The organism is Citrobacter sp. Ce104 (genome assembly GCF_030334595.1).
In the GTDB taxonomy this organism is placed as follows: Bacteria; Pseudomonadota; Gammaproteobacteria; order Enterobacterales; family Enterobacteriaceae; genus Citrobacter; species Citrobacter europaeus.
Genome location: NZ_JAOWDP010000069.1, coordinates 530316 through 556923 on the forward strand (window position 1 = coordinate 530316; position 26608 = coordinate 556923).

Genomic DNA, 26608 nt, shown 5'->3' on the forward strand with positions numbered 1-26608 from the left:
ATGTTTAACAGGATATGCCCACATTAAGAATAAATTCCCATGAAGTATACGCAGAGTTAATGAATGAAAGAGAACCAGTAAAAAACCATTTAATTCAATGAGATAAATCATTATATTATATGGCACGCTGTTACACGTGCCGTCGGGAATAGTAAGATTCAGACTCAATGAGGCCTCAGTTGTCCATCGCTATGTTTAGGTCCTATACGACCTGCTTCGATCAGAATTTCCTCGATAAGTTCTTCGAGGCACTCCCTACCGTGATGATCGCAGACCAGATGTACCTGCCGGGAAATCTCATCAGGTTTCATACCATCGCATAATGCCGCCTTGAGCATTAAGGTGGCCCATCGTTTTGCTTCAGAGTGAGTTAACATGACCCCTCCCGATATTTGCTACCTGTATAAGCGTAGCCTTCCGGATGTGATTCGGCTGGCTTTTTATCTGCGGCGATATCTGGGGGTTGAGTTGGATGGAAAAATATCCGGTTGTTGAAATTGAGTAACCTGCCCACACTAACAACAGATGCGCTGAAATTATTCATTACGCCTATGACTATCAATAACTTTTTAGATTTTGTAAAATAATTTGAATTGGATTAATGTGACCTCAAAATCACTGGAGAAAGTCTTATGAAACTCGCCATCTATAGTACAAAACAGTACGACAAGAAGTATCTGCAGCAGGTTAACGAGGCTTTTGGTTTTGAACTTGAATTCTTTGACTTTCTGTTGACGGAAAAAACAGCGAAGACTGCCCATGGCTGTGAAGCCGTATGCATTTTCGTCAACGACGATGGCAGTCGCCCTGTTCTGGAAGAGCTGAAAAAGCATGGCGTGAAATATATCGCGCTGCGTTGCGCCGGGTTTAATAACGTCGATCTCGACGCGGCAAAAGAGCTGGGTCTGCAGGTCGTACGTGTACCGGCCTATTCACCTGAAGCCGTCGCTGAGCATGCGATTGGCATGATGATGACGCTGAATCGCCGTATTCACCGCGCCTATCAGCGTACCCGTGATGCCAACTTCTCTCTTGAGGGCCTGACCGGCTTTACCATGTATGGCAAAACAGCCGGGGTGATCGGTACCGGTAAAATCGGGATTGCTGCGCTGCGTATCCTGAAAGGTTTTGGTATGCGTCTGCTGGCGTTCGATCCTTACCCGAGCGCTGCTGCGCTGGAGTTAGGCGTTGAATATGTCGATCTTAAAACTCTGTTCGCAGAGTCCGATGTCATCTCCCTGCACTGTCCGTTAACGCCGGAGAATTATCATCTGCTCAATCACGAAGCCTTTGAGCAAATGAAAAATGGCGTGATGGTGATTAACACCAGCCGCGGCGCGTTGATCGATTCGCAAGCCGCTATCGATGCGCTGAAAAACCAGAAAATTGGTTCTCTGGGTATGGACGTGTATGAAAACGAACGCGATCTGTTCTTTGAAGATAAATCCAATGACGTGATTCAGGATGATGTGTTCCGTCGTCTGTCGGCCTGTCATAACGTGCTGTTTACCGGTCATCAGGCCTTCCTGACCGCCGAAGCATTGACCAGTATTTCTGAGACTACGCTGCAAAATCTGGCGCAAATCTCCAAAGGCGAAACCTGTCCAAACGCCCTCTTTTAATCCCAGTGCTCCCCTGACTTCAGGGGGGCATTTTCAGACAATCACCGATGATAAAACATTCAGTATCATTATTATATTGAATGTATCCCGTCACAAACGTAGAGAAATTTAATGAAGAAAGTTGTCACGTTGATTGCGCTCAGCATGCTGATGGCTGGCTGTGTGAGCAATGGAAAAGTTTCCGTCAATCGCGATCAGTTGCAGCATCACCGCTTCGTTTTACAGAGCGTGAATGGTAAGGCCGTCACCGTCGCTAATAACCCGCCCGAATTGAGTTTTGGTGAAAACATGACGGTGTCGGGAAAGATGTGTAATCAATTCCACGGTCAGGGCAAACTGTCCGACGGCGAGTTGAAGGTAAAAGATATGGCGATGACCCGCATGATGTGCGCCGATCCACAGCTTAACGCGCTCGACGGGATCGTCAGCGAAATGTTCAAGCAAGGCGCACAGGTTGATCTGACTGCTGACCAGTTAACGCTGGCGACAGCAGAACAAACGCTGACGTATAAACTCGCGGACTTAATGTAAGAAACGCGCTGGCTTAATAGTTGCCACAGCTTCCGGCGGCAAGCGACTGCTCACTACAGCGTTTGCCGTTGGGTAACGCACACATTCCGATAGCTGAACCATCCAGTTGACGGGCAACGGAGAGCGAACCACCAATCATGGCGCAATTAGCTTCTCCAGAACTGGACATTGCAGCCCTCATCCCCGGTGCGACATGCGCGGCGGTTGCCTGCTGAACAGGTTCACTGCTACAAGCCGATAATAATAACGCGGCACACCCTACCCAAAACGCTGCGCGCATCTTACTCCCCTCTGAATATTAACCAAACGACACAGCCATAAATAATAGGCAGCGGAAACACCGCCGTCGAGAGGCAATATGCGCATTTATGCGCGTTGTTTACATTTTCTGGCAATTTTTTGCCTGCTCCTTTGATCAAACCATTCATTCTGTTAATTCCAGGGACACAAAAGCGAAAATCTGTCTGAACGGCTTTTGCTAAAATAGAAAGATAATTACAGGACTCGCCGCTGTTACGCGTGTCCCTCTTTTTGCGCAATGTAAGGGTGTCAGTATGATCACAATTGACGGTAATGGTGCGGTTGCTTCAGTCGCATTTCGTACTAGCGAGGTTATCGCCATCTACCCAATTACGCCAAGTTCGACTATGGCTGAACAGGCAGATGCCTGGGCCGGGAACGGGCTTAAAAACGTGTGGGGGGATACTCCTCGCGTCGTGGAAATGCAGTCGGAAGGCGGTGCGATAGCGACCGTTCATGGCGCATTGCAGACCGGTGCGCTCTCTACGTCGTTCACCTCATCGCAGGGCCTGCTGCTGATGATCCCGACGCTGTACAAACTGGCCGGTCAATTGACCCCGTTTGTACTGCACGTTGCGGCACGTACGATAGCCACTCACGCATTATCGATCTTTGGCGATCATTCTGACGTGATGGCGGTGCGCCAGACGGGATGCGCAATGCTGTGTGCCAGCAGCGTCCAGGAAGCACAGGACTTTGCGCTAATTTCGCAAATGGCCACCCTCAAAAGCCGGGTCCCGTTTATTCATTTCTTTGATGGTTTCCGTACTTCGCATGAAATTAATAAAATAGTGCCGCTGGCCGATGACACGATCCTCGGACTGATGCCGCAGGCGGAAATCGATGCTCACCGTGCCCGCGCACTTAATCCTGAGCATCCGGTTATTCGCGGTACGTCTGCGAACCCTGACACCTACTTCCAGTCACGCGAAGCAACTAACCCGTGGTACAACGCGGTTTACGATCACGTCGAGCAGGCAATGAACGACTTCGCCGCTGCGACGGGTCGCCAGTACCAGCCATTTGAATATTACGGCCATCCGCAGGCAGAACGCGTCATTATTCTGATGGGCTCGGCAATTGGCACCAGTGAAGAAGTCGTTGAAGAGCTGCTGGCGCGCGGCGAGAAAGTGGGCGTTCTGAAAGTGCGTTTGTTCCGCCCATTCTCTGCCAGACATTTGCTACGCGCCCTGCCGGAAACGGTACGGAGTATTGCCGTCCTGGATCGCACCAAAGAGCCTGGCGCGCAGGCTGAACCGTTGTATCTGGATGTGATGACCGCGCTGGCGGAAGCCTTTAACTGCGGCGAGCGAGAAACGCTACCGCGCGTGATTGGCGGGCGTTATGGCCTTTCCTCCAAAGAGTTTGGCCCGGACTGCGTCATGGCGGTCTTTAATGAGCTGAGTAACGCCAGGCCGAAGCCTCGCTTTACGGTCGGGATCTATGATGATGTCACTAACCTGTCGCTACCGCTGCCAGAAAACACGCTACCCGGTAGCGCTAAGCTCGAAGCGCTGTTTTACGGGCTGGGCAGCGACGGTAGCGTGTCGGCTACCAAAAACAACATCAAGATTATCGGTAACTCTACGCCGTGGTATGCGCAGGGTTATTTCGTCTATGATTCGAAAAAAGCAGGCGGCCTGACGGTTTCTCACCTGCGCGTTAGTGAGCAACCTATTCGCTCAGCATATCTGGTGTCGCAAGCCGATTTTGTTGGCTGTCACCAGTTGCAATTTATCGATAAGTATCAAATGGCCGAGCGCCTGAAACCAGGCGGTATCTTCCTGCTTAATACCCCGTATAACGTGGATGAAGTCTGGTCGCGTTTGCCGCAGGAAGTTCAGGCTGTACTGAATCAAAAGAAAGCCCGTTTCTACGTCATTAATGCCGCCAAAATTGCCCGCGAGTGCGGCCTGGCTGCGCGTATTAACACCGTTATGCAGATGGCGTTCTTCCATCTGACGCAAATCTTACCCGGCGACAGCGCGTTGATCGAATTGCAGGGTGCGATTGCGAAAAGCTACAGCAGTAAAGGACAGGATCTGGTGGAACGTAACTGGCAGGCGCTGGCCCTGGCGCGTGAATCCGTCGCCGAAGTGGCGCTCCAGCCCGTTGATCCGCATAGCGCCAACCGCCCACCGGTGGTTTCTGATGCCGCACCTGATTTCGTGAAAACCGTCACCGCGGCGATGCTCGCCGGTCTCGGCGATGCCCTCCCCGTTTCAGCACTGCCGCCAGACGGCACCTGGCCGATGGGCACCACGCGTTGGGAAAAACGCAATATTGCAGAAGAGATCCCCATCTGGAAAGAAGAGCTGTGTACTCAGTGTAACCACTGCGTTGCCGCCTGCCCGCACTCGGCTATCCGTGCCAAAGTGGTTTCACCAGAAGCGATGGAAAACGCCCCTGCCAGCCTGCATTCTCTGGATGTGAAATCACGCGATATGCGCGGTCAGAAATATGTCCTGCAGGTTGCGCCAGAGGATTGCACCGGCTGTAACCTGTGCGTTGAAGTGTGCCCGGCGAAAGATCGCCAGAACCCGGAGATCAAGGCCATCAATATGATGTCGCGCCTTGAGCATGTTGAAGAGGAAAAAGTTAACTATGACTACTTCCTCAATCTGCCGGAAATCGATCGCACGAAGCTGGAGCGTATTGATATTCGTACCTCGCAGTTGATCACTCCACTGTTTGAATATTCTGGCGCCTGCTCTGGCTGCGGTGAAACGCCGTATATCAAACTGCTCACGCAGTTGTACGGCGACCGCATGCTGATCGCCAATGCGACCGGGTGTTCATCAATTTATGGCGGTAACCTGCCCTCAACGCCGTATACCACCGACGCCAATGGTCGCGGACCTGCATGGGCAAACTCACTGTTTGAGGATAACGCCGAGTTTGGTCTGGGCTTCCGTCTGACGGTGGATCAGCATCGTGTGCGCGTCATGCGTTTGCTGGAACAGTTTGCCGATAGCATTCCGGCTGAACTGAATGACGCCCTGCACGCTGAAGCCACGCCAGAGGTACGTCGTGAGCAAGTTGCAGCACTGCGCCAGCACCTGAAGGATGTCGAAGGCGCACAGCAGTTGTTAACCGATGCCGACGCGCTGGTCGAGAAATCTATCTGGTTGATTGGCGGTGATGGCTGGGCTTACGATATTGGTTTTGGCGGCCTGGATCACGTCCTGAGCCTGACCGAGAACGTCAATATTCTGGTGCTGGATACTCAGTGTTACTCCAACACAGGTGGGCAAGCGTCGAAAGCCACACCGCTCGGAGCCGTCACTAAATTTGGTGAGCATGGCAAACGCAAGGCTCGCAAAGATCTTGGCGTCAGCATGATGATGTACGGTCACGTGTATGTTGCACAGATTTCTCTGGGCGCTCAGTTGAACCAGACGGTGAAAGCTATTCAGGAAGCGGAAGCCTATCCCGGGCCGTCACTGATTATCGCCTATAGCCCATGCGAGGAGCACGGTTACGATCTCGCACTAAGCCACGATCAGATGCGTCAGCTCACGGCGACCGGATTCTGGCCGCTGTACCGCTTCGATCCACGTCGCGCAGACGAAGGCAAACTGCCGCTGGCGTTGGACTCTCGCCCACCGTCGGACGCCCTGGCCGAGACATTGCTTAACGAGCAGCGCTTCCGTCGTCTGAATGCTCAACAGCCAGAAGTGGCTGAACAGCTGTGGAAAGACGCCGCCGCCGATCTGCAAAAGCGTTACGACTTCCTGGCCCAACTGGCAGGAAAAGCGGAAAAGAGCGGTACTGAGTAATACGTTTATCTCAGTATTAACCTGGAACCAAAAAAAAAGCCCGAACAGTCGTTCGGGCTTGTCAATTTATTCGCTGGCTAATTAATAATAGCTATCAATAGGTCAACGAAAAATAAAACGTGACAATAAAGGCATATAACACGCGCAGAATAGCCCAACACAATTCACTTGTATAATTTTTATTTTATATATTTCCATACAACACATTCATCGCAATTATCATCATTTCCGTAGAATTATTTATTTAAGGTTTTACTTAAGGCGTAACAATTCATATTTATCTCTTTACGGAACTTCTCCTTTAGCATGCTTTTACTCCCTACATGGGTAGTCACAGGTTAATAAAAAAACTAAAGGATTATTTCAATGAACAGAAAAGTACTGGCTCTCGTAATTCCTGCCCTGCTGGCTGCAGGCGCTGCTCACGCGGCTGAAGTTTATAATAAAGACGGCAACAAATTAGATCTCTATGGCAAAGTAGACGGCCTGCGTTATTTCTCTGATGACGCTAACAGCGATGGCGATCAGACTTATGTTCGTGGCGGTTTCAAAGGCGAAACTCAGATTAACGATATGCTCACCGGTTATGGCCAGTGGGAATATCAGGTTAATGCCAACACCACTGAAGGCAACCGTAACAACAACTTTACTCGTCTGGCATTTGCCGGTCTGAAATTCGGCGACTACGGCTCATTCGACTATGGTCGTAACTATGGCGTACTGTACGACGTTGAAGGCTGGACCGATATGCTGCCAGAATTCGGTGGCGACTCTTACACCAAAGCAGATAACTTCATGACCGGCCGTGCGAACGGCGTAGCAACCTACCGTAACACTGACTTCTTCGGTATGGTGAACGGTCTGAACTTTGCACTGCAATATCAGGGCGCGAACGAACAAGCAGGTGATGAACAAGAAGGCACCGGTAACGGTAGTGACCGCAACGTCCAGAACTCTAACGGTGACGGTTTCGGTATCTCCTCTACCTACGATCTGGGTATGGGCGTAAGCTTCGGTGCGGCGTACACCACTTCTGACCGTACTAACGAGCAGACTACTGCTGGCGGTACAGTTGCTGGCGGCGATAAAGCTGACGCATGGACTACTGGTCTGAAATACGACGCCAACAACATCTACCTGGCAACCATGTATTCCGAAACCCGTAACATGACTCCGTATGGTTCAATGGCGAATACTGATCAGGGCGGTGTTGCAAACAAAACCCAGAACTTTGAAGTGACTGCACAGTACCAGTTCGACTTTGGTCTGCGCCCGGCAGTGTCCTTCCTGATGTCTAAAGGTAAGGACCTGACATACAACGGCAACGCTGGTCAGGATAAAGATCTGGTTAAATATGCTGATATCGGCGCTACCTACTACTTCAACAAAAACATGTCCACCTATGTTGATTACAAAATCAACCTGTTGGACGAAGATGATCAGTTCTACAAAGATACTGGCATCTCTACTGATGACGTAGTCGCAGTAGGTCTGGTTTACCAGTTCTAATCCCTCAGCCCGCTGGCAACAGCGGGCTCTCTTTATGTTCTAACAATTCTGTTTTATTCAGATCAAAACATTATATCTGTTGCGCTAAAACACTTCTCTGATAGATGATATCTTGCATTAAGACCGGTAGTAGAGGATACCTGCAATGAATCATCATCCTGTAAAATCATCCCGTATTGCATCCGTCGGCTATGACGAATCCTCCCGTACGCTAGAAATTCGCTTTCACCAATTGGCGACCCTGCAATATCAGCATGTGCCTGCCCGTATTTTTCGTGATTTCCTCAGCGTCGTTTCTAAAGGTCGATTTTACGATGGAGTAATAAAAGGAAAGTTTCCTGAAATTAAAATAAAGTGATGCCAAAATGTGATCGTTGTCATTGTACATAAAGTGCCATTACGCGGTAAGCTTTAAGAGGATGCTTAAACAGGAGGTTTTATGAACAGAACGATTCTTGTACCCATCGATATTTCAGACTCAGAATTAACTCAACGCGTTATCGCCCATGTTGAAGCAGAGGCAAAAATTGACGATGCACAGGTCCATTTTTTGACCGTCATTCCGTCACTGCCCTATTATGCTTCTCTGGGACTGGCCTACTCGGCAGAGTTACCGGCCATGGAGGATCTGAAAGCCGAAGCGAAATCTCAACTGGAAGAGATTATCAAGAAGTTCAATATCCCAACGGACAGAATGCACGTTCATGTTGCAGAAGGTGCACCGAAAGACAAGATTCTGGAGATCGCTAAAAAATTACCGGCTGATATGGTCATTATTGCCTCACACCGACCCGACATCACCACCTACCTGCTGGGTTCTAACGCCGCAGCCGTAGTGCGTCATGCGGAGTGTTCGGTACTGGTAGTTCGCTAATCTGTCTGGCCCGCACATCGCTGCGGGCTTTTTGTTTCGCCCTCATTTTCCCCACGATTCCTGATCGAAGCATACAAGGCCATTTCAGTATCGCTATGTCGTGACATCATTACGCCCTCTCTTGAAACCCGGATAAAAACAGAGTATAAATACTGTATATATATCCAGCAAAAAGAGCGATAAGCAATGTTCGTGGAACTCGTTTATGACAAAAGGAATTTTGATGGTCTGCCCGGTGCAAAAGATATCATTCTGGGCGAGTTAACTAAGAGGGTTCACCGGATCTTCCCCGATGCTGATGTTCGGGTTAAACCGATGATGACACTGCCGGCGATCAATACTGACGCCAGCAAGCATGAGAAAGAACAGATAAGCCGAACGGTGCAGGAAATGTTTGAAGAGGCTGATATGTGGCTGGTTTCAGATTAAACGCCTTGAACCGTCATATTGCTTAAGTACAATCCGCTGTGACTGGCAATCATTCAATACTCGCACTATCGGATGTTTGCCAGTTGGCCGCAGCCATGCTCTTGCATACGGTATGGTTGCGGCAGTTCACCACACCTTGTGGTTTTGCTTTCAGACACTACACGTTGATCGTTCAGAAATAAATTATCTGGCAGTGAGCGGTTCCACGAATATCTTCAGCGCTTCAACATCCGCCTTCAGTTGATTAATTACTTCCCGCCCGGGGCCACGCACCTTTATTCAATTATGCGGTTCCCTGTTCATTCTGGTCTGGTCACGGAAAGCAAAAACCTTACTACTCTATGAGTAGCATCAGCGCCAGATGGAACGCAGCTGTAAAACGTGCTGGTATTCGTCGCCGTAATCCGTACCATACGCGGCATGCTTTTGCCTGCTGGCTGTTATCGGCTAGAGCAAACCCATCATTTATAGCTAATCAGATGGGGCATAAAAACGCGCAAATAGTGTCCGAAGTCTACAGTACATGGATTAAAGAAATGAATGGCGATCGGGTTGCGGTGTTGAATAACAAACCAGCCCTGTGATGGAAGTTTACCCCTTATTATGCCCCTTTGGTTTTTGAGAACGGTAAGAATGCAAGATAATCAACAAGTTACAAAGAAAGAACAATACAACCTGAACAAATTACAAAAACGTCTGCGTCGTAACGTCGGGGAAGCCATTGCCGACTTCAATATGATCGAAGACGGCGATCGCATTATGGTGTGTCTTTCCGGCGGGAAAGACAGCTACACGATGCTGGAGATCCTGCGTAATTTGCAGCAAAGCGCCCCGATCAGTTTTTCCTTAGTTGCGGTTAACCTCGATCAGAAACAACCCGGTTTCCCGGAGCACATTCTGCCGGAGTATCTGGAAAATCTGGGCGTTGAATATAAGATTGTCGAAGAAAACACCTACGGGATCGTCAAAGATAAAATCCCTGAAGGTAAAACGACCTGCTCACTCTGCTCTCGCCTGCGTCGCGGCATTCTGTATCGCACGGCAACTGAATTAGGCGCCACCAAAATTGCGCTCGGCCACCATCGCGACGACATCCTGCAAACGCTGTTCTTAAACATGTTCTACGGCGGGAAAATGAAAGGCATGCCGCCGAAGTTGATGAGCGATGACGGCAAGCATATCGTCATCCGTCCGCTGGCTTACTGCCGTGAGAAAGATATCGAGCGTTTCTCCGAAGCAAAAGGTTTCCCGATTATTCCGTGTAACCTGTGCGGCTCACAGCCTAACCTGCAGCGTCAGGTCATCGCCGATATGCTGCGCGACTGGGATAAACGCTATCCTGGCCGGATTGAAACCATGTTCAGCGCGATGCAGAACGTTGTGCCTTCACATCTGAGCGATATCAATCTGTTCGACTTTAAAGGTATTAAGCACGGTTCAGAGGTTGTTGACGGTGGTGACTTAGCGTTCGATCGTGAAGAGATCCCGCTGCAGCCTGCGGGCTGGCAGCCAGAAGAAGAAGATGCTCAACTGGATGAGCTGCGTCTGAACGTGGTGGAAGTGAAGTAAGCGTCTGTCAGGCCTACAATGCGTACAAACGCCTGTAGGCCTGATAAGCGGAGCGCCATCAGGCGCCCCAACGGGCAGTTATTTCAATAACCGAACCCGGCAAGTCTTGCCTTTAATCTTACCGTTTTGCAATTGCTTCCACGCCTTATGCGCTACAGTCTGGCGAACGGCGACATAGACGTGCGCCGGATGAACGGCAATTTTGCCGATGTCGGCGCCATCCAGACCAATATCGCCGGTCAGCGCGCCGAGAACATCGCCGGGACGCATTTTGGCCTTTTTACCGCCATCAATGCATAACGTCGCCATCTCGGCTTCCAGCGGCAGGATTGAGCCGTTAGCCGGCGCAGGCAGCCAGTTCAGCTTCAGTTGCAGCATTTCAGAAAGAATGTTGGCCCGCTGCGCTTCTTCCGGAGCACAGAAGCTAATCGCCAGACCGCTGTTGCCGGCACGCGCAGTACGTCCGATACGATGGACGTGGACTTCCGGATCCCATGCCAGTTCGAAGTTCACCACCAGCTCAAGTGATTTAATATCCAGACCACGCGCGGCCACATCGGTGGCAACCAGTACGCGCGCACTGCCGTTGGCAAAACGTACCAGCGTCTGATCGCGATCGCGCTGCTCAAGATCGCCATGCAGTGAAAGTGCGCTTTGCCCCGCCGCATTCAGTGCGTCACACACGGCCTGACAATCTTTTTTGGTATTACAAAAAACCACGCAAGAGGCAGGCTGATGCTGACTGAGTAATTTTTGCAGTAGTGGAATTTTTCCGTGGCTGGAGGTTTCGAAAAACTGCTGTTCAATCGCCGGCAGCGCATCAACCGTATCAATTTCGATCGTTAATGGATTTCTCTGCACCCGGCCGCTAATGGCGGCAATAGCTTCCGGCCAGGTTGCCGAAAACAGTAGGGTCTGACGAGATGCTGGCGCAAAGCGAATAACATCATCAATCGCATCGCTAAAGCCCATATCCAGCATGCGGTCGGCTTCATCCATAACCAGCGTATTCAGGGCGTCTAAAGAAACCGTGCCTTTTTGCAGGTGGTCGAGTAAACGCCCCGGCGTGGCGACAATAATATGTGGCGCATGCTGCAGGGAGTCGCGCTGTGCGCCAAAGGGTTGCCCACCGCACAACGTTAAGATCTTGGTGTTTGGCAGAAAACGCGCTAAGCGACGCAGCTCACCCGCAACCTGGTCGGCAAGCTCGCGCGTTGGGCACAGTACCAGCGACTGCGTTTGAAATAGCGCGGCATCGATGTGCTGTAGCAATCCAAGACCAAAAGCCGCCGTTTTGCCACTGCCGGTTTTAGCCTGCACGCGAACATCTTTCCCCGCCAGGATTGCCGGTAACGCAGCAGCCTGAACAGGCGTCATTTCAAGATATCCCAGCTCGTTAAGATTCTCGAGTTGGGCAGCAGGTAAAACATTCAGGGTTGAAAAAGCGGTCACAATTTAATCTCGCGGTAAAAACTCACATTCAGCAGGCGCGTATCCTCGCAGATCTGCGCCCGCGATGCGACAATTTAATCGGCTCTTCATCCGGCGGCGGATCCGGCATGGGCTGCGGACGAGGAATGGGATCGGGAATGGGAACCGGGTCAGTCGGTAGCGAATCAGTGTGCGACGTTGCAATCAGACAGGTCATATACCCCTCCAGTCATTCAGGTTGACTCTTTTAGGGTAGACGCTGATTTCATGCAGGCAAAAAAAAGCCGACTAATCTAAGTCGGCGTCGTACGAATCAATTGTGCTATGCAGTAATTCAAAAAAGGAAGTAAGACAATATGGAGCGCAACGCCCATCGCTTGACGTTGCATTCACCTGCGAGAGAGATATTGCCCCGAATAGGTAGATGGTTTATTGACCTCGCTCAAAAACCAGGACGTTTTCATGCCAGAAAGTCACTAAAAAACGTAGTTGTTACAACCATTTACTACGATGCAACCATAAAGTAACACCACCAATCAGGACCACTAACAGAATACAAAAAAGTGAGAAACCAAACGGCCAGCCACCGCCGGGGATACCGCCGAGGTTAACGCCAAACAGTCCGGTTAAAAATGTACTGGGAAGAAAAACCATTGCCATCAATGACATCGTATACGTTCGGCGAGCCAGAGACTCCTGCATCACCTGTGCAATTTCATCCGCCATAATACCGGTCCGGGCAATACAGGCGTCTATTTCATCCAGCCCTCTCCCCAGCCTGTCAGCGATATCCTGCATTCGCCGCCGATGGTCGTCAGTCATCCAGGACAACCGTTCGCTCGCCAGACGAGCATAGACATCGCGCTGCGGCGCCATATAACGGCGCATCACAATGAGCTGTTTACGCAGTAATGCCAGGAAACCACGCGGGGGGATCTGCTGATCCAGCAGGTTATCTTCCAGATCGATAATTTTGTCGTGCAGCTGTTCGATAAATTCGCTGGCATGATCGGTTAGCGCATCACAAACATCCACCAGCCAACCACCACAGTCAGCCGGTCCCGTACCTTCCTGGAGATCGCTGACAACATCATCCAGCGCCAGCACTTTACGCTGGCGTGTTGAGACAATCAGACGTTCATCCATATATAAACGCATCGCCACCAGTTGGTCAGGTCGCTCATCGGTGCTGCCATTGATACAGCGCAGTGTAATCAACGTACCTTCCCCAACTCTGCTGACGCGTGGGCGCGTGCTTTCGCCTGCCAGCGCATCACGCACATTATTGGGAAGTAAAGGTGTTGTCGCCAGCCATTGCGCGCTTTCAGGATGAGTATAATTAAGATGTAGCCAACAGGGATGCTGACTGTCGATAACATCGTTATCTTCCAGTGGTTTCACCCCACCCCGACCATCCAACAGCCAGGCAAACACGGCATCCGGCACATTAACATCCGTTCCCTTAATGGCTTCCACAGCGCCTCCACAAACATTCAGCTTTTTTCGTTAGTCTAGCCGTCAGAATATGTTAAGCAATATCTCATTGTCCCATTGTGCTGAAATGATTCATAAAAGTATCTGATAACAAGAAAAGCGCCGACGAATGCGGCGCTGGTTACGAGATTCCCCTGTTAAGCTTGCTGGCGTCTTTCTGACTCAAGGGCATGACTTAAGCGGAATTTATGCGTTCGCGATTGAAGGTCAATCACCTGATTTTTCAGGATACCTGAGGAGTCAGAAAGCTCATCAACCATGATGGCATTACTTTGGGTTACGTTTTCCAGTTCGGCCAGAGCATGGGTGATTCTGATAATCCCTTTCTCCTGCTCCTGCGTGGTGGTTAATATCTCGCCCATCAGTTGGTTTAATTGCCCGGCTCCGCCGACAATATCATGCATATTTTTTTCAGCTTCCCGCACCACAGCTGCGCCTTGCTGAACATTTTGATGGGTTTGGGCAATCAGTTGCTTAATATTCTTCGCTGCATCTGCGCTGCGGTGCGCAAGCATTCTTACCTCACCGGCAACCACGGAAAAACCTTTACCATGTTCACCAGCCCTCGCCGCTTCTACAGCAGCATTCAGGGCCAGAATATTTGTCTGGAATGCAATACCATCTATTAGCGTAATAATTTCTGTCATCTGTTGTGCGCATTCGGTGATTGATCGCATATTTGTCGCTACCTGCACCATTAATTCGCCACCCTGACGGGCGCATTGCGTGGCAATTGTTGCCTGGGCGCTGGCTATTTGCGTGTTATCAGCATTATTTCGCGTATTAACCGCTATTTCATCCATGTTGGCAGCTGTCTGCATCAATGCTCCGGATTGCTGTTCTGTTTTCACAGAGAGCTCAGCGCTGCGTTCTGCAAGCTGTTCAGAGAGCGCCATCGCCGTTTGCGAGGATGTTCTGATCTCATTAACGAGTGTTGAGATATTACTTGATAAACTATTGATACCAGGAATTAGTCTACCCGCACAGTTATTGCCAAACTCTGGAATACTGATTGCCAGATTTCCGGACGTCACTTCTTCAATGCTTCTTTTAACCGTATTAATCGGCATGACCAGATATTTCGTCATGTACCACCATAAACACAATATAGAAATAATACTTACCGCATTAGTGCCAATAATGATTTCTGGGGTGGCGGAGAAAATCATTTCAACAAGATTGAGCGCAACCGCCGTAATGATCAGAAATAAAATAATAAAGGTTCTGACGCTAATATCATTTAACATTTTAGTCCTGTACACCAAGAAATAACGTGGATGTTATTTTTATAGCATCTGCAATACAGATTTCCATAGCTCGGTGATGAAAGCTTAACTTTCAATGAGAGCCAGAGATCCTTTTACTTAAGACGATAAATTGCACTGTTTATTTAGAATAACTCAGTACCTTATCCCGCAAACAGAGACGATGATGCCCGCTATCAGATTTTTGTGATGGCGAGCACGTGACGAGCATAAAACACACAGAATTATAATTTTTATGAATAGATATATTAGTAATGGCCTGTTATTTTCAATATCTGGCCCTTACTTCTAATACTCATTGTAAAAACACAAGAACATACCTGATTTTATCAGGTTAACTGGACAAAACCTGCTAGATTTACCATCACGGCTTTTTTTCGATAGGTAGCAAGATGTTGCACGTGTCGTGGGACCCTGTATTGATTGGGATTTCCTTTGTTGTCGCGTTTATTGCCTCCTTTATAGCCCTCGACAGTGCGGGTAAAGTAGCAATCTCCAGCAGACGTGAATCTACCTTCTGGCGACTCTCTGGCGGCGCTACGCTGGGTATGGGGATCTGGTCGATGCATTTTATCGGTATGCTGGCCATGAAAATGAGTATGCCGATCAATTACCACTTAGCACTCACGGCTTTTTCGTTCTTTATTGCGCTCATATCCGCGACTCTCGCTATCAATATCGCTATTTCAGGTCATACGCTATCAACAAAACGGCTGGTCATTGCCACTGGTATATTGAGCGCTGGCGTTGTCACGATGCACTACGTCGGCATGTACGCCATAATCGAACATGTGGCTATCGCATGGGATCGCTCACTGATTTTGCTCTCGGTGATCATTGCCATCGTTGCGTCTGGCGTCGGCTTATGGCTGGCTTTCCATTTACGCCAAAACACCCGTCGCGCGCTGATTAACCGGCTTATTGCCGCCCTTATTATGGCGCTGGCAATAGCCTCGATGCATTACACCGGTATGGGAGCGGCATCCTTCACCCATTTTGGACATACTGCACACGATGGGCTCAGTACCCTCGAACTCTCTGTGTGGGTCTGCGCTGTCACGCTGATTATTTTGGGGATCATGCTGGTGGTTTCGATGGTGGATTCGCAACTGCGCACCTCCCGACTGGCCGACAATCTGCATCAGTTGAATTGCCAGCTTGAACATCAGGTCCACTTCGACGCGCTGACCGGACTTGCCAATCGAACGCAAATAGACACCTGCTTACAGGCCTGCCTGCGGCATTCCAAACTGCATCAACAGCATTTCGCGTTGGTATTCATCGACCTCGATCGCTTCAAAGTCGTTAACGATACCTGGGGACATCACATCGGCGATCAGTTGCTGATTGCCAGTACACAAAGAATCTATAGTTGCCTTGATGACTCAATGACGTTGGCAAGACTGGGAGGAGATGAATTTATCCTGCTGGTTCCGGACTGCAATCAGCAGGCTATCTCTGCCCTGCTGGCGCGGATTGCCGATGCGATCGGCGACCCTTTTACCTTGTTCGGACATACCATTCGGGTTTCGTTAAGTGCGGGGAGCAGTATTTATCCAGAACATGGTTCAACACTGCATGAGCTAAAAGTGAAGGCCGATATGGCGATGTATCATGTCAAACAGGCGGGCAGAAACGGCTGGGCTATTTATAGTCCCGAGATGGAAGCTATCGCGGATACGCCGCCGACATTTCTTCAGGAACTGTCACAAGCGCTTGAACGCGACCAGTTTGAGCTATGGTATCAGCCTAAATATACTGCCGGAGATCATTCTCTGACCGGCTTTGAAGCGCTATTACGCTGGCATCATCCGGATCGCGGCATGCTGCTCCCAGCTGAATTTCTTCCTGCATTGGAAGAAACGGGCCTGATTATTCCCGTCGGCAAATGGGTTATCCAGCAGGCGTGCATGCAGTTGCATCACTGGAAATTACAAGGAAATACAGAATGGACGCTTGCCGTTAACCTCTCTCCCGCCCAGTTTGAACAGCATGATATTATTGATGTTGTGTGTAATGCCCTTGCGCAATATCAACTTTCACCGGCCAGCCTTACGCTGGAACTCACTGAAAGCACTGCGCTAAAAAATTTAAAACGCAGTATTGAAATACTGAATGCTTTTTCTGCTTTGGGGATCACCGTTTCTATTGATGATTTCGGCACTGGTTATTCAAATATATTGATGTTGAAGTCTCTCCCGGCGCGGGAATTAAAAATCGACAGGATATTTGTCAAAGATATTAGCGAGAACAGCAAAAATACAAAAATTGTGTCTACCATTATTGATATAGCTCACTCCATGAATATGCGCGTAGTAGCTGAAGGAATAGAAACCCAGGAGCAGGAAATACTTCTTACCCAAATGGGGTGTAGCATGCTGCAAGGATTCCTGTTTGCAAAACCGCTGCCAGCGCATAAGATTCATGAACTGCTACAACCAGAAAACAGCATCAAACAAAAGCCAGTCGTACAACCCTTGTCTCACCGACAATCAATAACCTTGTGAGACTGCGATATCTAAAATATTCGCCATTAAATGGGCAGCACAGCAGATAAAGATAACGGGATTATCGATGAGCACAACCGAGCTGAATTCACTGGATTTATTAACCTTTCCGGTGTGGATTGTTTCGCCGCATACCGAAGAGCTGGTCTTCGCTAATAACGCTGCACGGGAGCTAATGCAGGATCTCTGTTTTTCCCCACTGCGTAACGGCCTATTTTCAACACATGCGCAAAATGATTTAACTATGTATCTCAGTGACTTGAGAAATCATCACGGCATTGTAGAAATTCTCACGGTTTATCGCGACGGCGAAAAAATCGCAATGGCCTGTCGCCTGTCGATCAGGACGTTGCCGGATGTGGGTGACGTCATCCTTTTTGAAGGCATTGAGACGCCTGCAGCGCAGGGTTTGAAAGCGAGCCGTTCAGCAACTTATCAACGAAAAAAGCAGGGATTTTATGCGCGTTTTTTCCAGACCAACTCCGCGCCAATGTTACTTATCGATCCGTCCCGCGATGGCCTAATCGTTGATGCGAACCTCAGTGCCCTCAATTTTTATGGATACAGCCATGACGTGATGTGTCAGAAACATACCTGGGAAATCAACATGCTGGGGCGCCACATACTGCCGGTAATGCATGAAATCGCCCACCTGCCCGGCGGCCATAAACCTTTGCATTTTGTTCATAAACTGGCAGACGGCAGCTCGCGTCATGTACAAACCTACGCCGGACCGATTGAAATCTACGGTAATAAACTCATGTTGTGCATCATTCATGACATTACCGAACAAAAACGACTGGAGCAGGAGCTTGAGCGAGCAGCACTGCGTGACGCCTTAACGGGATTACTGAACCGCCGACATTTTTATCAGGTAACAGAGCCCGAGCCGACGCATGCGATCTCATTGACGCAGGACTACAGCCTGTTATTGATCGACACCGATCGTTTTAAAAGCATTAACGATCTCTTCGGTCATTTAAAAGGCGATGAGGTGCTTTGCGCTCTGGCACGCACTCTGGAATCGTGTGCGCGAAAAGACGATCTTATTTTTCGCTGGGGTGGTGAAGAATTTGTGCTGCTTCTGCCGCGAACCTCACTGGAGGCCGCACTCAATCTTGCAGAGGTGATCCGCGCAACGGTCGCCAGGGTGACGCTCCCTGGTCTTCCCCGCTTTACCGTCAGTATTGGCGTTGCGCGGCACGAAACAAACGAAAGTATTGATGAATTATTCAAACGCGTGGACGACGCGTTGTACAAAGCCAAGAACGAAGGCAGGAACAGAGTGCTGGCCGCCTGATGAACCAGGTTGCTCAGCGACTGCGTTTAGCGTGACGCTCCCAGTTTTCCTGTTTTGCCTGCGCGGTTTTACGTAATGCGACATAACATGCCCCGCTGCCGCCGTGATGCGGCAAAGCGGTGCAGTATGCCTGTACGTCATCAAATTCCGTCAGCCAACGCGCCACATAGCTGCGCACAATATTGGCATGGGAGTTATCATCACGCCCCTTGCCGTGTATCACCAGCACGTTACGTAACCCATCTTGCTGCGCCTGCAGTATAAAACTGAATAACATCTGACGGCATGTTTCTACGGGCTGACGGATGAGATTAAGGCTCGCCTGCTGCGGGTATTTTCCGCTTCGCAGTTTGTCAGTCACGCCGTGCTGCAAACCTTCGCGACGAAACTCCAGCGGTTCGCTCAACGGGACAATATCGAGAAACCCCGTCGAGAGAAAGTTATCCAGTTGCAACATATCTATACGCGCTGGAGTGCGGATATTGCGCGTTGGCTGCCAGTGTACATCGGCGCAGCCCTTCAGCGGTTGAACATCCCCCATAGCATCAAGAAACAGCGAAGCATCATCAAGGCTCATGTTTCATCCTCCAGCGAATTACGACGAACGTTATCATAACCGCGCACAATTATACCGACAACGGTTTACGATTATTTCCAGTAATTCATCCGCTTCACTCCGCTGAAAAGATCTACTCACGACATGCCGATCTCCGTTTTTAGGGGTATAGCTGCGACGGTCACTGGCGTGATAATGTGTAACCTCGCCTGAACGCTGTAATGAGAGATATGGATGCTTAACTTACTGGAAGACATCATCGACACGCCGCTGGGCCCGCTGTGGGTTATTTGTGATGAGCAATTTCGCCTGCGCGCGGTGGAATGGGATCAGCACCGCGATCGTATGGAACAATTGCTGGATATTCATTACCGCGCGCAAGGTTATCTGCGCATTGCAAACAAAAACCCCGGCGGATTAAGCGATAAGCTTTCGGAGTATTTTGCCGGGAACCTCAGCATTATTGACACGCTGGAAACGGCAACCGCTGGCACGCCTTTCCAGCGTGAAGTCTGGCAAGCATTACGCACTATCCCCTGTGGGCAGGTCATGCACTATGGTCAGTTGGCCGAACAGTTGGGACGCCCCGGCGCTGCAAGAGCCGTCGGTGCAGCTAATGGCTCCAATCCAGTAAGCATTGTGGTCCCCTGTCATCGTGTCATCGGACGTAACGGCACCATGACCGGATATGCCGGTGGCGTACAACGAAAAGAGTGGTTATTGCGCCACGAAGGTTATTTGCTACTCTAGATTCCAGGCAATTAATGCCTTATTCATCACACTTCCGCATAATGCGCCCCCGAATTAAGTGTGGTTAATCAAGCAGATACAAACATTCACTCCAGTTATGCCTGAATTATTCTCTATTGGGAGTAGCTCAGGCTTACGTGCTCACCAAAAAGATGTTAAAATTGACAAATATCAATTACGGCTTGAGCAGACCTATGATCCCGGAAAAGCGAATTATACGGCGCATTCAGTCTGGCGGTTGTGCTATCCATTGCCAGGATTGCAGCATCAGCCAGCTTTGCATCCCGTTCACACTTAACGAGCATGAGCTTGACCAGCTCGATAACATCATCGAGCGCAAAAAGCCTATCCAAAAGGGGCAGACGCTCTTTAAAGCAGGTGATGAGCTTAAATCACTCTATGCTATCCGCTCCGGAACGATTAAAAGCTATACCATTACCGAACAAGGCGATGAGCAGATTACTGGCTTCCATCTGGCGGGCGATCTGGTCGGTTTTGACGCGATTGGCAGCGGACATCACCCGAGCTTTGCCCAAGCGCTGGAAACCTCAATGGTATGCGAAATTCCTTTCGAAACCCTTGATGACCTGTCCGGCAAAATGCCAAATCTGCGTCAGCAGATGATGCGTCTGATGAGTGGCGAAATCAAAGGCGACCAGGACATGATCCTGCTGTTGTCGAAGAAAAATGCAGAAGAGCGCCTGGCGGCCTTTATCTACAATTTGTCTCGTCGCTTTGCCCAGCGTGGATTCTCGCCTCGTGAATTCCGCCTGACCATGACCCGTGGCGACATCGGTAACTACCTCGGTCTGACGGTCGAAACCATCAGCCGCCTGCTGGGTCGTTTCCAGAAAAGCGGTATGCTGGCAGTGAAAGGTAAATACATCACTATTGAGAATAGCGACGCGTTGGCAGTTCTTGCTGGCCACACGCGTAACGTTGCGTAATCCTTCCGCAAGCATCTCTGTTATCCTTCTGTCAAATCGCTAAATTTTCCCGATTTATTGATCTGGCAGGAGGTTATCCCCTGTTTCAATCCACATTATTGGGTTACTCTTTTAATTACAAACTGCAGTGACAGTTGTAAGGAGACCCTGTATGGCTATGTATAAAAATATGCTGGTCGTCATCGACCCGAACCAGGACGATCAACCAGCATTACGGCGAGCTGTTTATTTGCATCAACGGATTGGTGGCAAAATTAAAGCCTTTTTGCCGATCTATGACTTTTCCTACGAGATGACTACCCTGCTGTCGCCCGATGAGCGTACGGCAATGCGTCAGGGGGTCATCAGTCAACGAACAGCATGGATCCGTGAACAAGCGAAATACTATATCGAAGCAGGGATCCCCCTTGAAATTAAAGTGGTATGGCACAACCGTCCCTTTGAAGCCATCATCCAGGAAGTCATTAGCGCTCAACATGACCTGGTCCTCAAGATGGCGCACCAACACGACCGCCTCGAAGCCGTAATTTTCACCCCCACCGACTGGCATTTATTGCGGAAATGCCCAAGTCCGGTATGGATGGTCAAAGACCAGCCGTGGCCTGAAGGTGGCAAAGCGCTGGTTGCGGTTAACCTCGCCAGTGAAGAGCCTTATCACAATGCGCTCAATGAAAAACTGGTCAAAGAAACGATCCAACTGGCAGAACAGGTTAACCATACTGAAGTGCATTTAGTTGGCGCCTATCCTGTTACGCCAATCAACATCGCAATTGAACTGCCTGAATTTGACCCCAGCGTTTATAACGATGCGATCCGTGGACAGCATCTGCTGGCCATGAAGGCGTTACGCCAGAAATTCAGTATCGATGAGAAAGTGACGCACGTTGAAAAAGGATTGCCTGAAGAGGTCATTCCCGATTTAGCCGAGCACTTGCAGGCGGGTATTGTGGTACTGGGGACCGTTGGTCGTACCGGGATTTCTGCCGCGTTTCTTGGTAACACCGCAGAACAGGTTATCGATCATCTACGCTGCGACCTGCTGGTCATCAAGCCGGATGAATATCAGACGCCCGTTGAACTGGACGACGAAGAAGACGATTAACCGCTCAACTCAATGCCGGATGGCGACCTCATCCGGCATAACAAACGTTTAGTGCTGTTCCTCACCGCCGAGGAAATAGATACCCAGCGGGATAGCCAACAGAATCGTAAATACCATACTGTAGACACAAATCATTGCAGATTGAATGGCGTACATTGAAGCGGTCCAGTCGGATAGCGGAATGTCATACTGTTCAATAACGCCACCGATCGTCGCTCGCGTCACGACCGACGCTGCGATAATAAACACCCCAAGCAGGCACAACAGAAACTTCCGTCCCTTCGCTGTCTTCAGCTTAGCCATGATCATAGTACTGTCCTTTTGCAGATGAAAACCTTGTTACTTTGCGCTAACAATACCATGACATCAACTGACTGTCTGCTACATAAACTGCTCACAAAGGTGATGCCTGCGCTATTTCCCGGAAAATAGCGCTAATTGCATTATATATCTCTCCTGATGATTAATGATCTGACCGCCTGAACTGAGTAAAATATTCGATGATGAGGATGTCAGATGATATTTAACTACCACGGAGCTACCTGGAAGAATCATGATCGCTGAACTGTTTATAAATAATGCGTTTAATTTGACGGTAATTCTCAGCAGCTGCGCAGCGCTGGTCCTGATGAGCGTCTGGTATCATCGTGGAGAGCGGCGCTGTAAAGGATTCATATTTCACGCAGCGCAATTTTTTGTCTATGCCATTATCATCGGGACGTTTGGCAGTATTGCTAATAACGTTATCGAAAGCTACAGCCTGAAATTTATCTCCCCCAGCGTGGTCGACTTTATCTGCACCTCGTTGATTGCGCTAATCCTGACTATCAAACTTTTTCTGGTGATTAATCAGTTTGAAAAGACGCAGATCAATAAAGGCAGAGATATCACCAGCGCGAGGATCCTGTCGCGAATTATCAAGATCACCATCATCGTTGCCATCATTTTGCTGTATGGCGAGCATTTCGGCATGAGCTTATCCGGCCTGTTAACCTTTGGCGGCATCGGCGGTATCGCTGTCGGTATGGCGGGCAAAGACATTCTGAGCAACTTTTTCTCAGGAATTATGCTCTATTTTGACAGACCGTTTAGCATCGGCGACTGGATCCGTTCTCCAGACCGCAATATTGAAGGCACGGTTACGGAAATCGGCTGGCGAATGACCAAAATAAACACCTTCGATCATCGTCCGTTGTATGTCCCAAACTCGATTTTCTCCTCCATCAGCGTAGAAAATCCAGGCAGGATGACGAACCGCCGCATCAAAACGGTGATCGGGTTACGATATGAAGATGCCGATAAAGTCGCTGCTGTTGTCGAATCGGTCAGACAAATGCTGCAAAATCATCCGGGAATAGACCAGAAACAAACCCTGCTGGTTTATTTCAATGAATTTGCCGATTCATCGCTGAATATCATGGTGTATTGCTTCACGAAAACCACCGTCTGGAAGGAATGGCTCGCGGTACAGCAAGACGTTTATTTGAAAATTATTTCGATTGTCCAGTCAAACGGCGCCGACTTTGCTTTCCCCAGCCAGACACTGTATATGGATAATCCTGAAGCATCGTCCTCGACACACTAACAAAAGAAAAGACGCGGAAATCCGCGTCTTTATTTGTATTTATTTCAATGAAGCAATATCAATTACAAAGCGGTATTTGACATCGCTTTTCAACATCCGTTGCCAGGCATGGTTAATATCTTGAATATTGATCACTTCAACATCGGCTGTAATACCGTGCTGGCCGCAGAAATCCAGCATCTCCTGGGTTTCAGCAATACCGCCGATAACCGATCCCGCTACAGACCGTCGTCCGAGGATTAACGGTACCGAGTTCACGAAGGGATCCAATGCCCCCAGATAACCCACCAGCACCAGCGTACCGCTTAGCGCCAGCGTTGGAATATACGGATTCAGGTCATGTACATACGGGACAGTATCAATAATCAGATCAAACTGATTCGCTGAGGCTTTCATCTGCTCGCTGTCAGTCGAAAGTACAACATGGCGGGCCCCCAGACGCCGGGCATCGGCTTCTTTACCCGGCGAGCGCGTAAACAGCGTGACTTCAGCACCCAGCGCATTAGCCAGTTTGATCGCCATATGCCCAAGGCCTCCCAGCCCGACAACCGCGACTTTACTCCCCTCCCCAACCTGCCAGTGACGCAGCGGCGACCAGGTGGTGATCCCGGCACATAGCAGCGGTGCGGCACCGCGTAAATCGATCCCTTCAGGAACCTTCACAACAAACTTGTCAGTCACGACAATCTTGTCAGAATAACCGCCGAAAGTGGGTAAACCGTCGTGACGATCGGTATCGTTATACGTCAGCGTGTTGCCTTCTTCGCAATACTGCTCTAATCCCTGTTCACAGGCGCTACAATGTTGACATGAATCGACCATACAGCCGACCCCGGCGAGATCGCCCACTTTAAATTTCGTTACCGACTTACCAACATGTATCACGCGGCCAATGATTTCATGGCCTGGTACCATCGGATATTTAGCGCCACCCCAGTCGTTGTAGGCGTTATGGATATCCGAGTGGCAAACACCGCTGTATAAGATGTCGATAACCACATCATCTTCACGCGGATCGCGACGAACAAAACTGTGTGGGACTAAATCTTCTTTCACCGCCAGCGCGGCATAACCCTTCACGTTCATGACCATGTAGATTTCCTCAGGGATTGGGTATTACCAGAACCAGCATAGTTCAGGGCAACAGGTTGTACTCAGCGTCGCTCACCGGTTCCAGCCACTCATTCGATGCGCCAGGCGCCGGGATTTCAACCGCGATATGGGCAAACCAGCTGTCACGCGCGGCGCCGTGCCAATGTTTCATGCCTGCCGGGATGTGTACGACGTCACCGGTTTTCAGCTCACGCGCCGGTTGACTCCATGCCTGATACCAGCCTCTTCCACCAGTCACCAGCAATATTTGTCCCCCTTGATGATGGATATGCCAGAAGTTACGGCAACCCGGCTCAAATGCTACGTTGCCAATTACCACACCTTCCTTGGAGAGCATGGTCAGATAGCTGTCGCCAGTGAAATACTTCGCATACGCTTCATTTTTCTCCCCTCGCGGAAAGACGCTGTTGCCATCAAATTGGTGATTCATAATCTCCGCATCAGCGCTGGACACGGTATTCAGTTGATTTTGCATTTCGACTCTCCAAAACGGTGGCGGCATGCGCCACCGGATGCTGAAAACTATAAAAATTATAGAGACTCGACAGGCTGGTGATTAGAGGTGGAAAGAAGGACAAACTTATGAATCATACTCATTAATAATAAGCGTACGATTTATCTCCTGGCGCTTGCGTTAAGCTCTACGCCACAATTTCAATCAGGTTACCGTCCGGATCGCGTATTACCGCTTCGTAATAGCCATCACCTGTGGTGCGTGGGCCAGAAACTAATACACCCTGTTCTTTTGCACGCATCGCCATAGCATCAACATTTTCGCTACCGCCAACGGAAATGGCGAGATGCACCCACCCTGAGGTGTTATTGTCCGGAGTATGTTTTGTCAGCCCGGGCTTAGTCATTAACTCAATCGCGATATCTTCACCCATTCTGACAAAATAGGATTCAAATCCAGGATTGGTTTTACTGCAGTATTTTTCGTTGATCCTTGCGTCAAAAAACGTAACCCAGAACTGAGCTTGCTGCTCGAGATCCAATGTCCATAACGCGATATGCGCAACCTTCATAGCTGACCTCTACTTGCTGTAACCAAAAAAATAGGTTCCCCACAGGGATGTTGACATCGCGAACCATAATGCACGATCATGCTTGTTGTTGCTCGATTTTTATTTTCTCTGGAGTGTTTATGCTCGATTACGCAGCGTTCCCGGAACAACGCCAGGCGCTTATCTATCAGATCCTGCAGGAAAACGGCAGAGTCATCTGTTCCGAACTTGCCAGCAGGTTAGGTGTTTCTGAACATACAATCCGCCGTGATCTGCATGAACTGAGTAAAGATGGCGTGTGCAAAAAGGTCTATGGCGGCGCGGTCATTGCACTCCCTGAGTCCGAAGACATCACCGTGCGCAAGAATATTAATGTGGCGAAAAAGAGCAACATCGCGCAGAGATGTGCCCGGTTGGTCAAATCGGGAAGCTGCATTTTTATTGACACCGGCAGTACCAACCTGGCGATGGCAGAAGCCCTGCCCGCCGAGCTGGCGTTAACCGTAGTGACAAACTCACCGGAGATTGCTGCCGCTTTGCTAAAAAAGCCGTTGTTTGAGGTCATTATGCTGGGCGGCGCGGTACAGCGATCTTCGGGAGGGTGTGTGGGCGCCCCGGCCATCTCACAGGTGCAGGGTATTTTATTCGATCAGGGATTTATTGGCGGCTGCGCGATGTCGCCCGAGTCCGGATTAACGGGATTTGATTACGCGGATTGTGAGTTCAAAAAAGCGGTGATCAAGCAGTGTAATGAAACTATCGTCGCGCTGACGGCGGAGAAAATCCCGGCAGTTGCCCGTTATATCGTCACTGAAAGCAGCAATATTGATGTAATTGTCGTCGAGGAAAATATCAGCAAAGAGTATGCCACGGCTTTCCAGGCGCACGACATCCGGATTTATACCGTGTAGCGGCGGCGCTACGTCCCTTTCAATATGGCC

General features: G+C 49.6%; 25 protein-coding genes and 1 pseudogene. 16 read left to right on the forward strand and 10 right to left on the reverse strand.

From position 1 onward, the window contains the following. Window positions 1–632 precede the first annotated feature (632 nt). Together OGW16_RS25265 and hslJ are read left to right on the forward strand one after the other, a co-directional pair. Window positions 633–1622, forward strand: a complete 990-nt coding sequence (locus tag OGW16_RS25265) for a 2-hydroxyacid dehydrogenase (protein ID WP_003833196.1) — start codon at window positions 633–635, stop codon at window positions 1620–1622. Window positions 1623–1733: 111 nt separating this feature from the next. Continuing rightward, on the forward strand, window positions 1734–2153 hold the full coding sequence (gene hslJ, locus OGW16_RS25270) for a heat shock protein HslJ (protein WP_047411022.1): 420 nt from the start codon (window positions 1734–1736) through the stop codon (window positions 2151–2153). Between the two features lie 13 nt (window positions 2154–2166). On the opposite strand, the gene OGW16_RS25275 is transcribed toward hslJ, so the two are convergent. Next, window positions 2167–2433 carry a putative hemolysin gene (locus OGW16_RS25275; protein WP_045442854.1) on the reverse strand — a complete coding sequence of 89 codons (267 nt, stop codon included), beginning with the start codon at window positions 2431–2433 and terminating at the stop codon, window positions 2167–2169. A gap of 274 nt (window positions 2434–2707) precedes the next feature. Between OGW16_RS25275 and nifJ the strand changes: the two genes are divergently transcribed. The 7 genes and pseudogenes from nifJ to ttcA all read left to right on the forward strand — a co-directional run bounded on the left by nifJ (window position 2708) and on the right by ttcA (window position 10613). Next, entirely contained in the window at window positions 2708–6232 is a 3525-nt protein-coding gene (nifJ, locus tag OGW16_RS25280) for a pyruvate:ferredoxin (flavodoxin) oxidoreductase (RefSeq protein ID WP_043016210.1), read from the forward strand. 366 nt (window positions 6233–6598) lie between these two features. After that, on the forward strand, window positions 6599–7741 hold the full coding sequence (ompC, locus tag OGW16_RS25285) for a porin OmpC (RefSeq protein WP_087050514.1): 1143 nt from the start codon (window positions 6599–6601) through the stop codon (window positions 7739–7741). Window positions 7742–7886: 145 nt separating this feature from the next. Next, complete coding sequence (locus tag OGW16_RS25290; protein WP_043016208.1) at window positions 7887–8099, forward strand: KTSC domain-containing protein; 213 nt, start codon at window positions 7887–7889, stop codon at window positions 8097–8099. 81 nt (window positions 8100–8180) lie between these two features. Next, complete coding sequence (uspF, locus tag OGW16_RS25295; protein ID WP_043016207.1) at window positions 8181–8615, forward strand: universal stress protein UspF; 435 nt, start codon at window positions 8181–8183, stop codon at window positions 8613–8615. Window positions 8616–8801: 186 nt separating this feature from the next. After that, window positions 8802–9044 (forward strand): DinI family protein, encoded by a 243-nt coding sequence (locus OGW16_RS25300; RefSeq protein ID WP_003840850.1) that lies wholly within the window; start codon window positions 8802–8804, stop codon window positions 9042–9044. A gap of 314 nt (window positions 9045–9358) precedes the next feature. Beyond that, a pseudogene (locus tag OGW16_RS25305) lies at window positions 9359–9628 on the forward strand (tyrosine-type recombinase/integrase); the annotation flags it as partial. Between the two features lie 49 nt (window positions 9629–9677). Continuing rightward, window positions 9678–10613, forward strand: a complete 936-nt coding sequence (ttcA, locus tag OGW16_RS25310; RefSeq protein ID WP_043016205.1) for a tRNA 2-thiocytidine(32) synthetase TtcA — start codon at window positions 9678–9680, stop codon at window positions 10611–10613. A gap of 78 nt (window positions 10614–10691) precedes the next feature. Here the strand turns inward: ttcA and dbpA are convergent, their stop codons facing one another. The 4 genes from dbpA to OGW16_RS25330 all read right to left on the reverse strand — a co-directional run bounded on the left by dbpA (window position 10692) and on the right by OGW16_RS25330 (window position 14785). Then, window positions 10692–12065, reverse strand: a complete 1374-nt coding sequence (gene dbpA, locus OGW16_RS25315; protein ID WP_043016204.1) for an ATP-dependent RNA helicase DbpA — start codon at window positions 12063–12065, stop codon at window positions 10692–10694. A gap of 28 nt (window positions 12066–12093) precedes the next feature. Then, window positions 12094–12261 carry a proline-rich small protein YnaL gene (gene ynaL, locus OGW16_RS25320; RefSeq protein ID WP_087050510.1) on the reverse strand — a complete coding sequence of 56 codons (168 nt, stop codon included), beginning with the start codon at window positions 12259–12261 and terminating at the stop codon, window positions 12094–12096. A 275-nt stretch (window positions 12262–12536) separates the two neighbouring features. Further along, window positions 12537–13520 carry a zinc transporter ZntB gene (gene zntB, locus OGW16_RS25325; RefSeq protein ID WP_043016203.1) on the reverse strand — a complete coding sequence of 328 codons (984 nt, stop codon included), beginning with the start codon at window positions 13518–13520 and terminating at the stop codon, window positions 12537–12539. A gap of 155 nt (window positions 13521–13675) precedes the next feature. Beyond that, window positions 13676–14785 (reverse strand): methyl-accepting chemotaxis protein, encoded by a 1110-nt coding sequence (locus OGW16_RS25330; RefSeq protein ID WP_075146228.1) that lies wholly within the window; start codon window positions 14783–14785, stop codon window positions 13676–13678. A 410-nt stretch (window positions 14786–15195) separates the two neighbouring features. On the opposite strand from OGW16_RS25330, the gene OGW16_RS25335 reads away from it, so the two are divergent. Together OGW16_RS25335 and OGW16_RS25340 are read left to right on the forward strand one after the other, a co-directional pair. Next, window positions 15196–17310, forward strand: coding sequence for a putative bifunctional diguanylate cyclase/phosphodiesterase (locus OGW16_RS25335; protein WP_286519246.1), 2115 nt, complete (start codon window positions 15196–15198; stop codon window positions 17308–17310). A 67-nt stretch (window positions 17311–17377) separates the two neighbouring features. Further along, window positions 17378–18610 carry a GGDEF domain-containing protein gene (locus OGW16_RS25340; protein WP_047411008.1) on the forward strand — a complete coding sequence of 411 codons (1233 nt, stop codon included), beginning with the start codon at window positions 17378–17380 and terminating at the stop codon, window positions 18608–18610. 13 nt (window positions 18611–18623) lie between these two features. Here the strand turns inward: OGW16_RS25340 and smrA are convergent, their stop codons facing one another. Then, window positions 18624–19187, reverse strand: a complete 564-nt coding sequence (smrA, locus tag OGW16_RS25345) for a DNA endonuclease SmrA (protein WP_286519248.1) — start codon at window positions 19185–19187, stop codon at window positions 18624–18626. A gap of 213 nt (window positions 19188–19400) precedes the next feature. Here smrA and ogt point away from each other — a divergent pair, with 213 nt between their 5' ends. The 3 genes from ogt to uspE all read left to right on the forward strand — a co-directional run bounded on the left by ogt (window position 19401) and on the right by uspE (window position 21965). Next, window positions 19401–19916 (forward strand): methylated-DNA--[protein]-cysteine S-methyltransferase, encoded by a 516-nt coding sequence (gene ogt / locus OGW16_RS25350; protein ID WP_075146231.1) that lies wholly within the window; start codon window positions 19401–19403, stop codon window positions 19914–19916. Window positions 19917–20110: 194 nt separating this feature from the next. After that, window positions 20111–20863: a fumarate/nitrate reduction transcriptional regulator Fnr gene (fnr, locus tag OGW16_RS25355; protein WP_003020397.1), complete on the forward strand. Its 753-nt coding sequence runs from the start codon at window positions 20111–20113 to the stop codon at window positions 20861–20863. 151 nt (window positions 20864–21014) lie between these two features. Further along, window positions 21015–21965 carry a universal stress protein UspE gene (gene uspE, locus OGW16_RS25360; RefSeq protein ID WP_043016197.1) on the forward strand — a complete coding sequence of 317 codons (951 nt, stop codon included), beginning with the start codon at window positions 21015–21017 and terminating at the stop codon, window positions 21963–21965. Window positions 21966–22013: 48 nt separating this feature from the next. On the opposite strand, the gene OGW16_RS25365 is transcribed toward uspE, so the two are convergent. Then, the gene (locus OGW16_RS25365) at window positions 22014–22274 is read right to left on the reverse strand and encodes a DUF2534 family protein (RefSeq protein ID WP_003020403.1); all 261 of its coding nucleotides are present in this window, start codon (window positions 22272–22274) and stop codon (window positions 22014–22016) included. A 244-nt stretch (window positions 22275–22518) separates the two neighbouring features. Here OGW16_RS25365 and OGW16_RS25370 point away from each other — a divergent pair, with 244 nt between their 5' ends. Beyond that, entirely contained in the window at window positions 22519–23550 is a 1032-nt protein-coding gene (locus OGW16_RS25370) for a mechanosensitive ion channel family protein (protein WP_043016196.1), read from the forward strand. Between the two features lie 39 nt (window positions 23551–23589). On the opposite strand, the gene OGW16_RS25375 is transcribed toward OGW16_RS25370, so the two are convergent. The 3 genes from OGW16_RS25375 to OGW16_RS25385 all read right to left on the reverse strand — a co-directional run bounded on the left by OGW16_RS25375 (window position 23590) and on the right by OGW16_RS25385 (window position 25688). Further along, a complete protein-coding gene (locus OGW16_RS25375) occupies window positions 23590–24642 on the reverse strand; it encodes an NAD(P)-dependent alcohol dehydrogenase (protein WP_080625238.1) in 1053 nt (350 codons plus the stop codon). A 43-nt stretch (window positions 24643–24685) separates the two neighbouring features. Then, window positions 24686–25093, reverse strand: a complete 408-nt coding sequence (locus OGW16_RS25380) for a cupin domain-containing protein (RefSeq protein WP_179947233.1) — start codon at window positions 25091–25093, stop codon at window positions 24686–24688. A 211-nt stretch (window positions 25094–25304) separates the two neighbouring features. Next, the gene (locus OGW16_RS25385) at window positions 25305–25688 is read right to left on the reverse strand and encodes a VOC family protein (RefSeq protein WP_043016193.1); all 384 of its coding nucleotides are present in this window, start codon (window positions 25686–25688) and stop codon (window positions 25305–25307) included. A gap of 119 nt (window positions 25689–25807) precedes the next feature. Between OGW16_RS25385 and OGW16_RS25390 the strand changes: the two genes are divergently transcribed. Beyond that, window positions 25808–26578, forward strand: coding sequence for a DeoR/GlpR family DNA-binding transcription regulator (locus OGW16_RS25390; RefSeq protein WP_087050504.1), 771 nt, complete (start codon window positions 25808–25810; stop codon window positions 26576–26578). Window positions 26579–26608 lie beyond the last annotated feature (30 nt).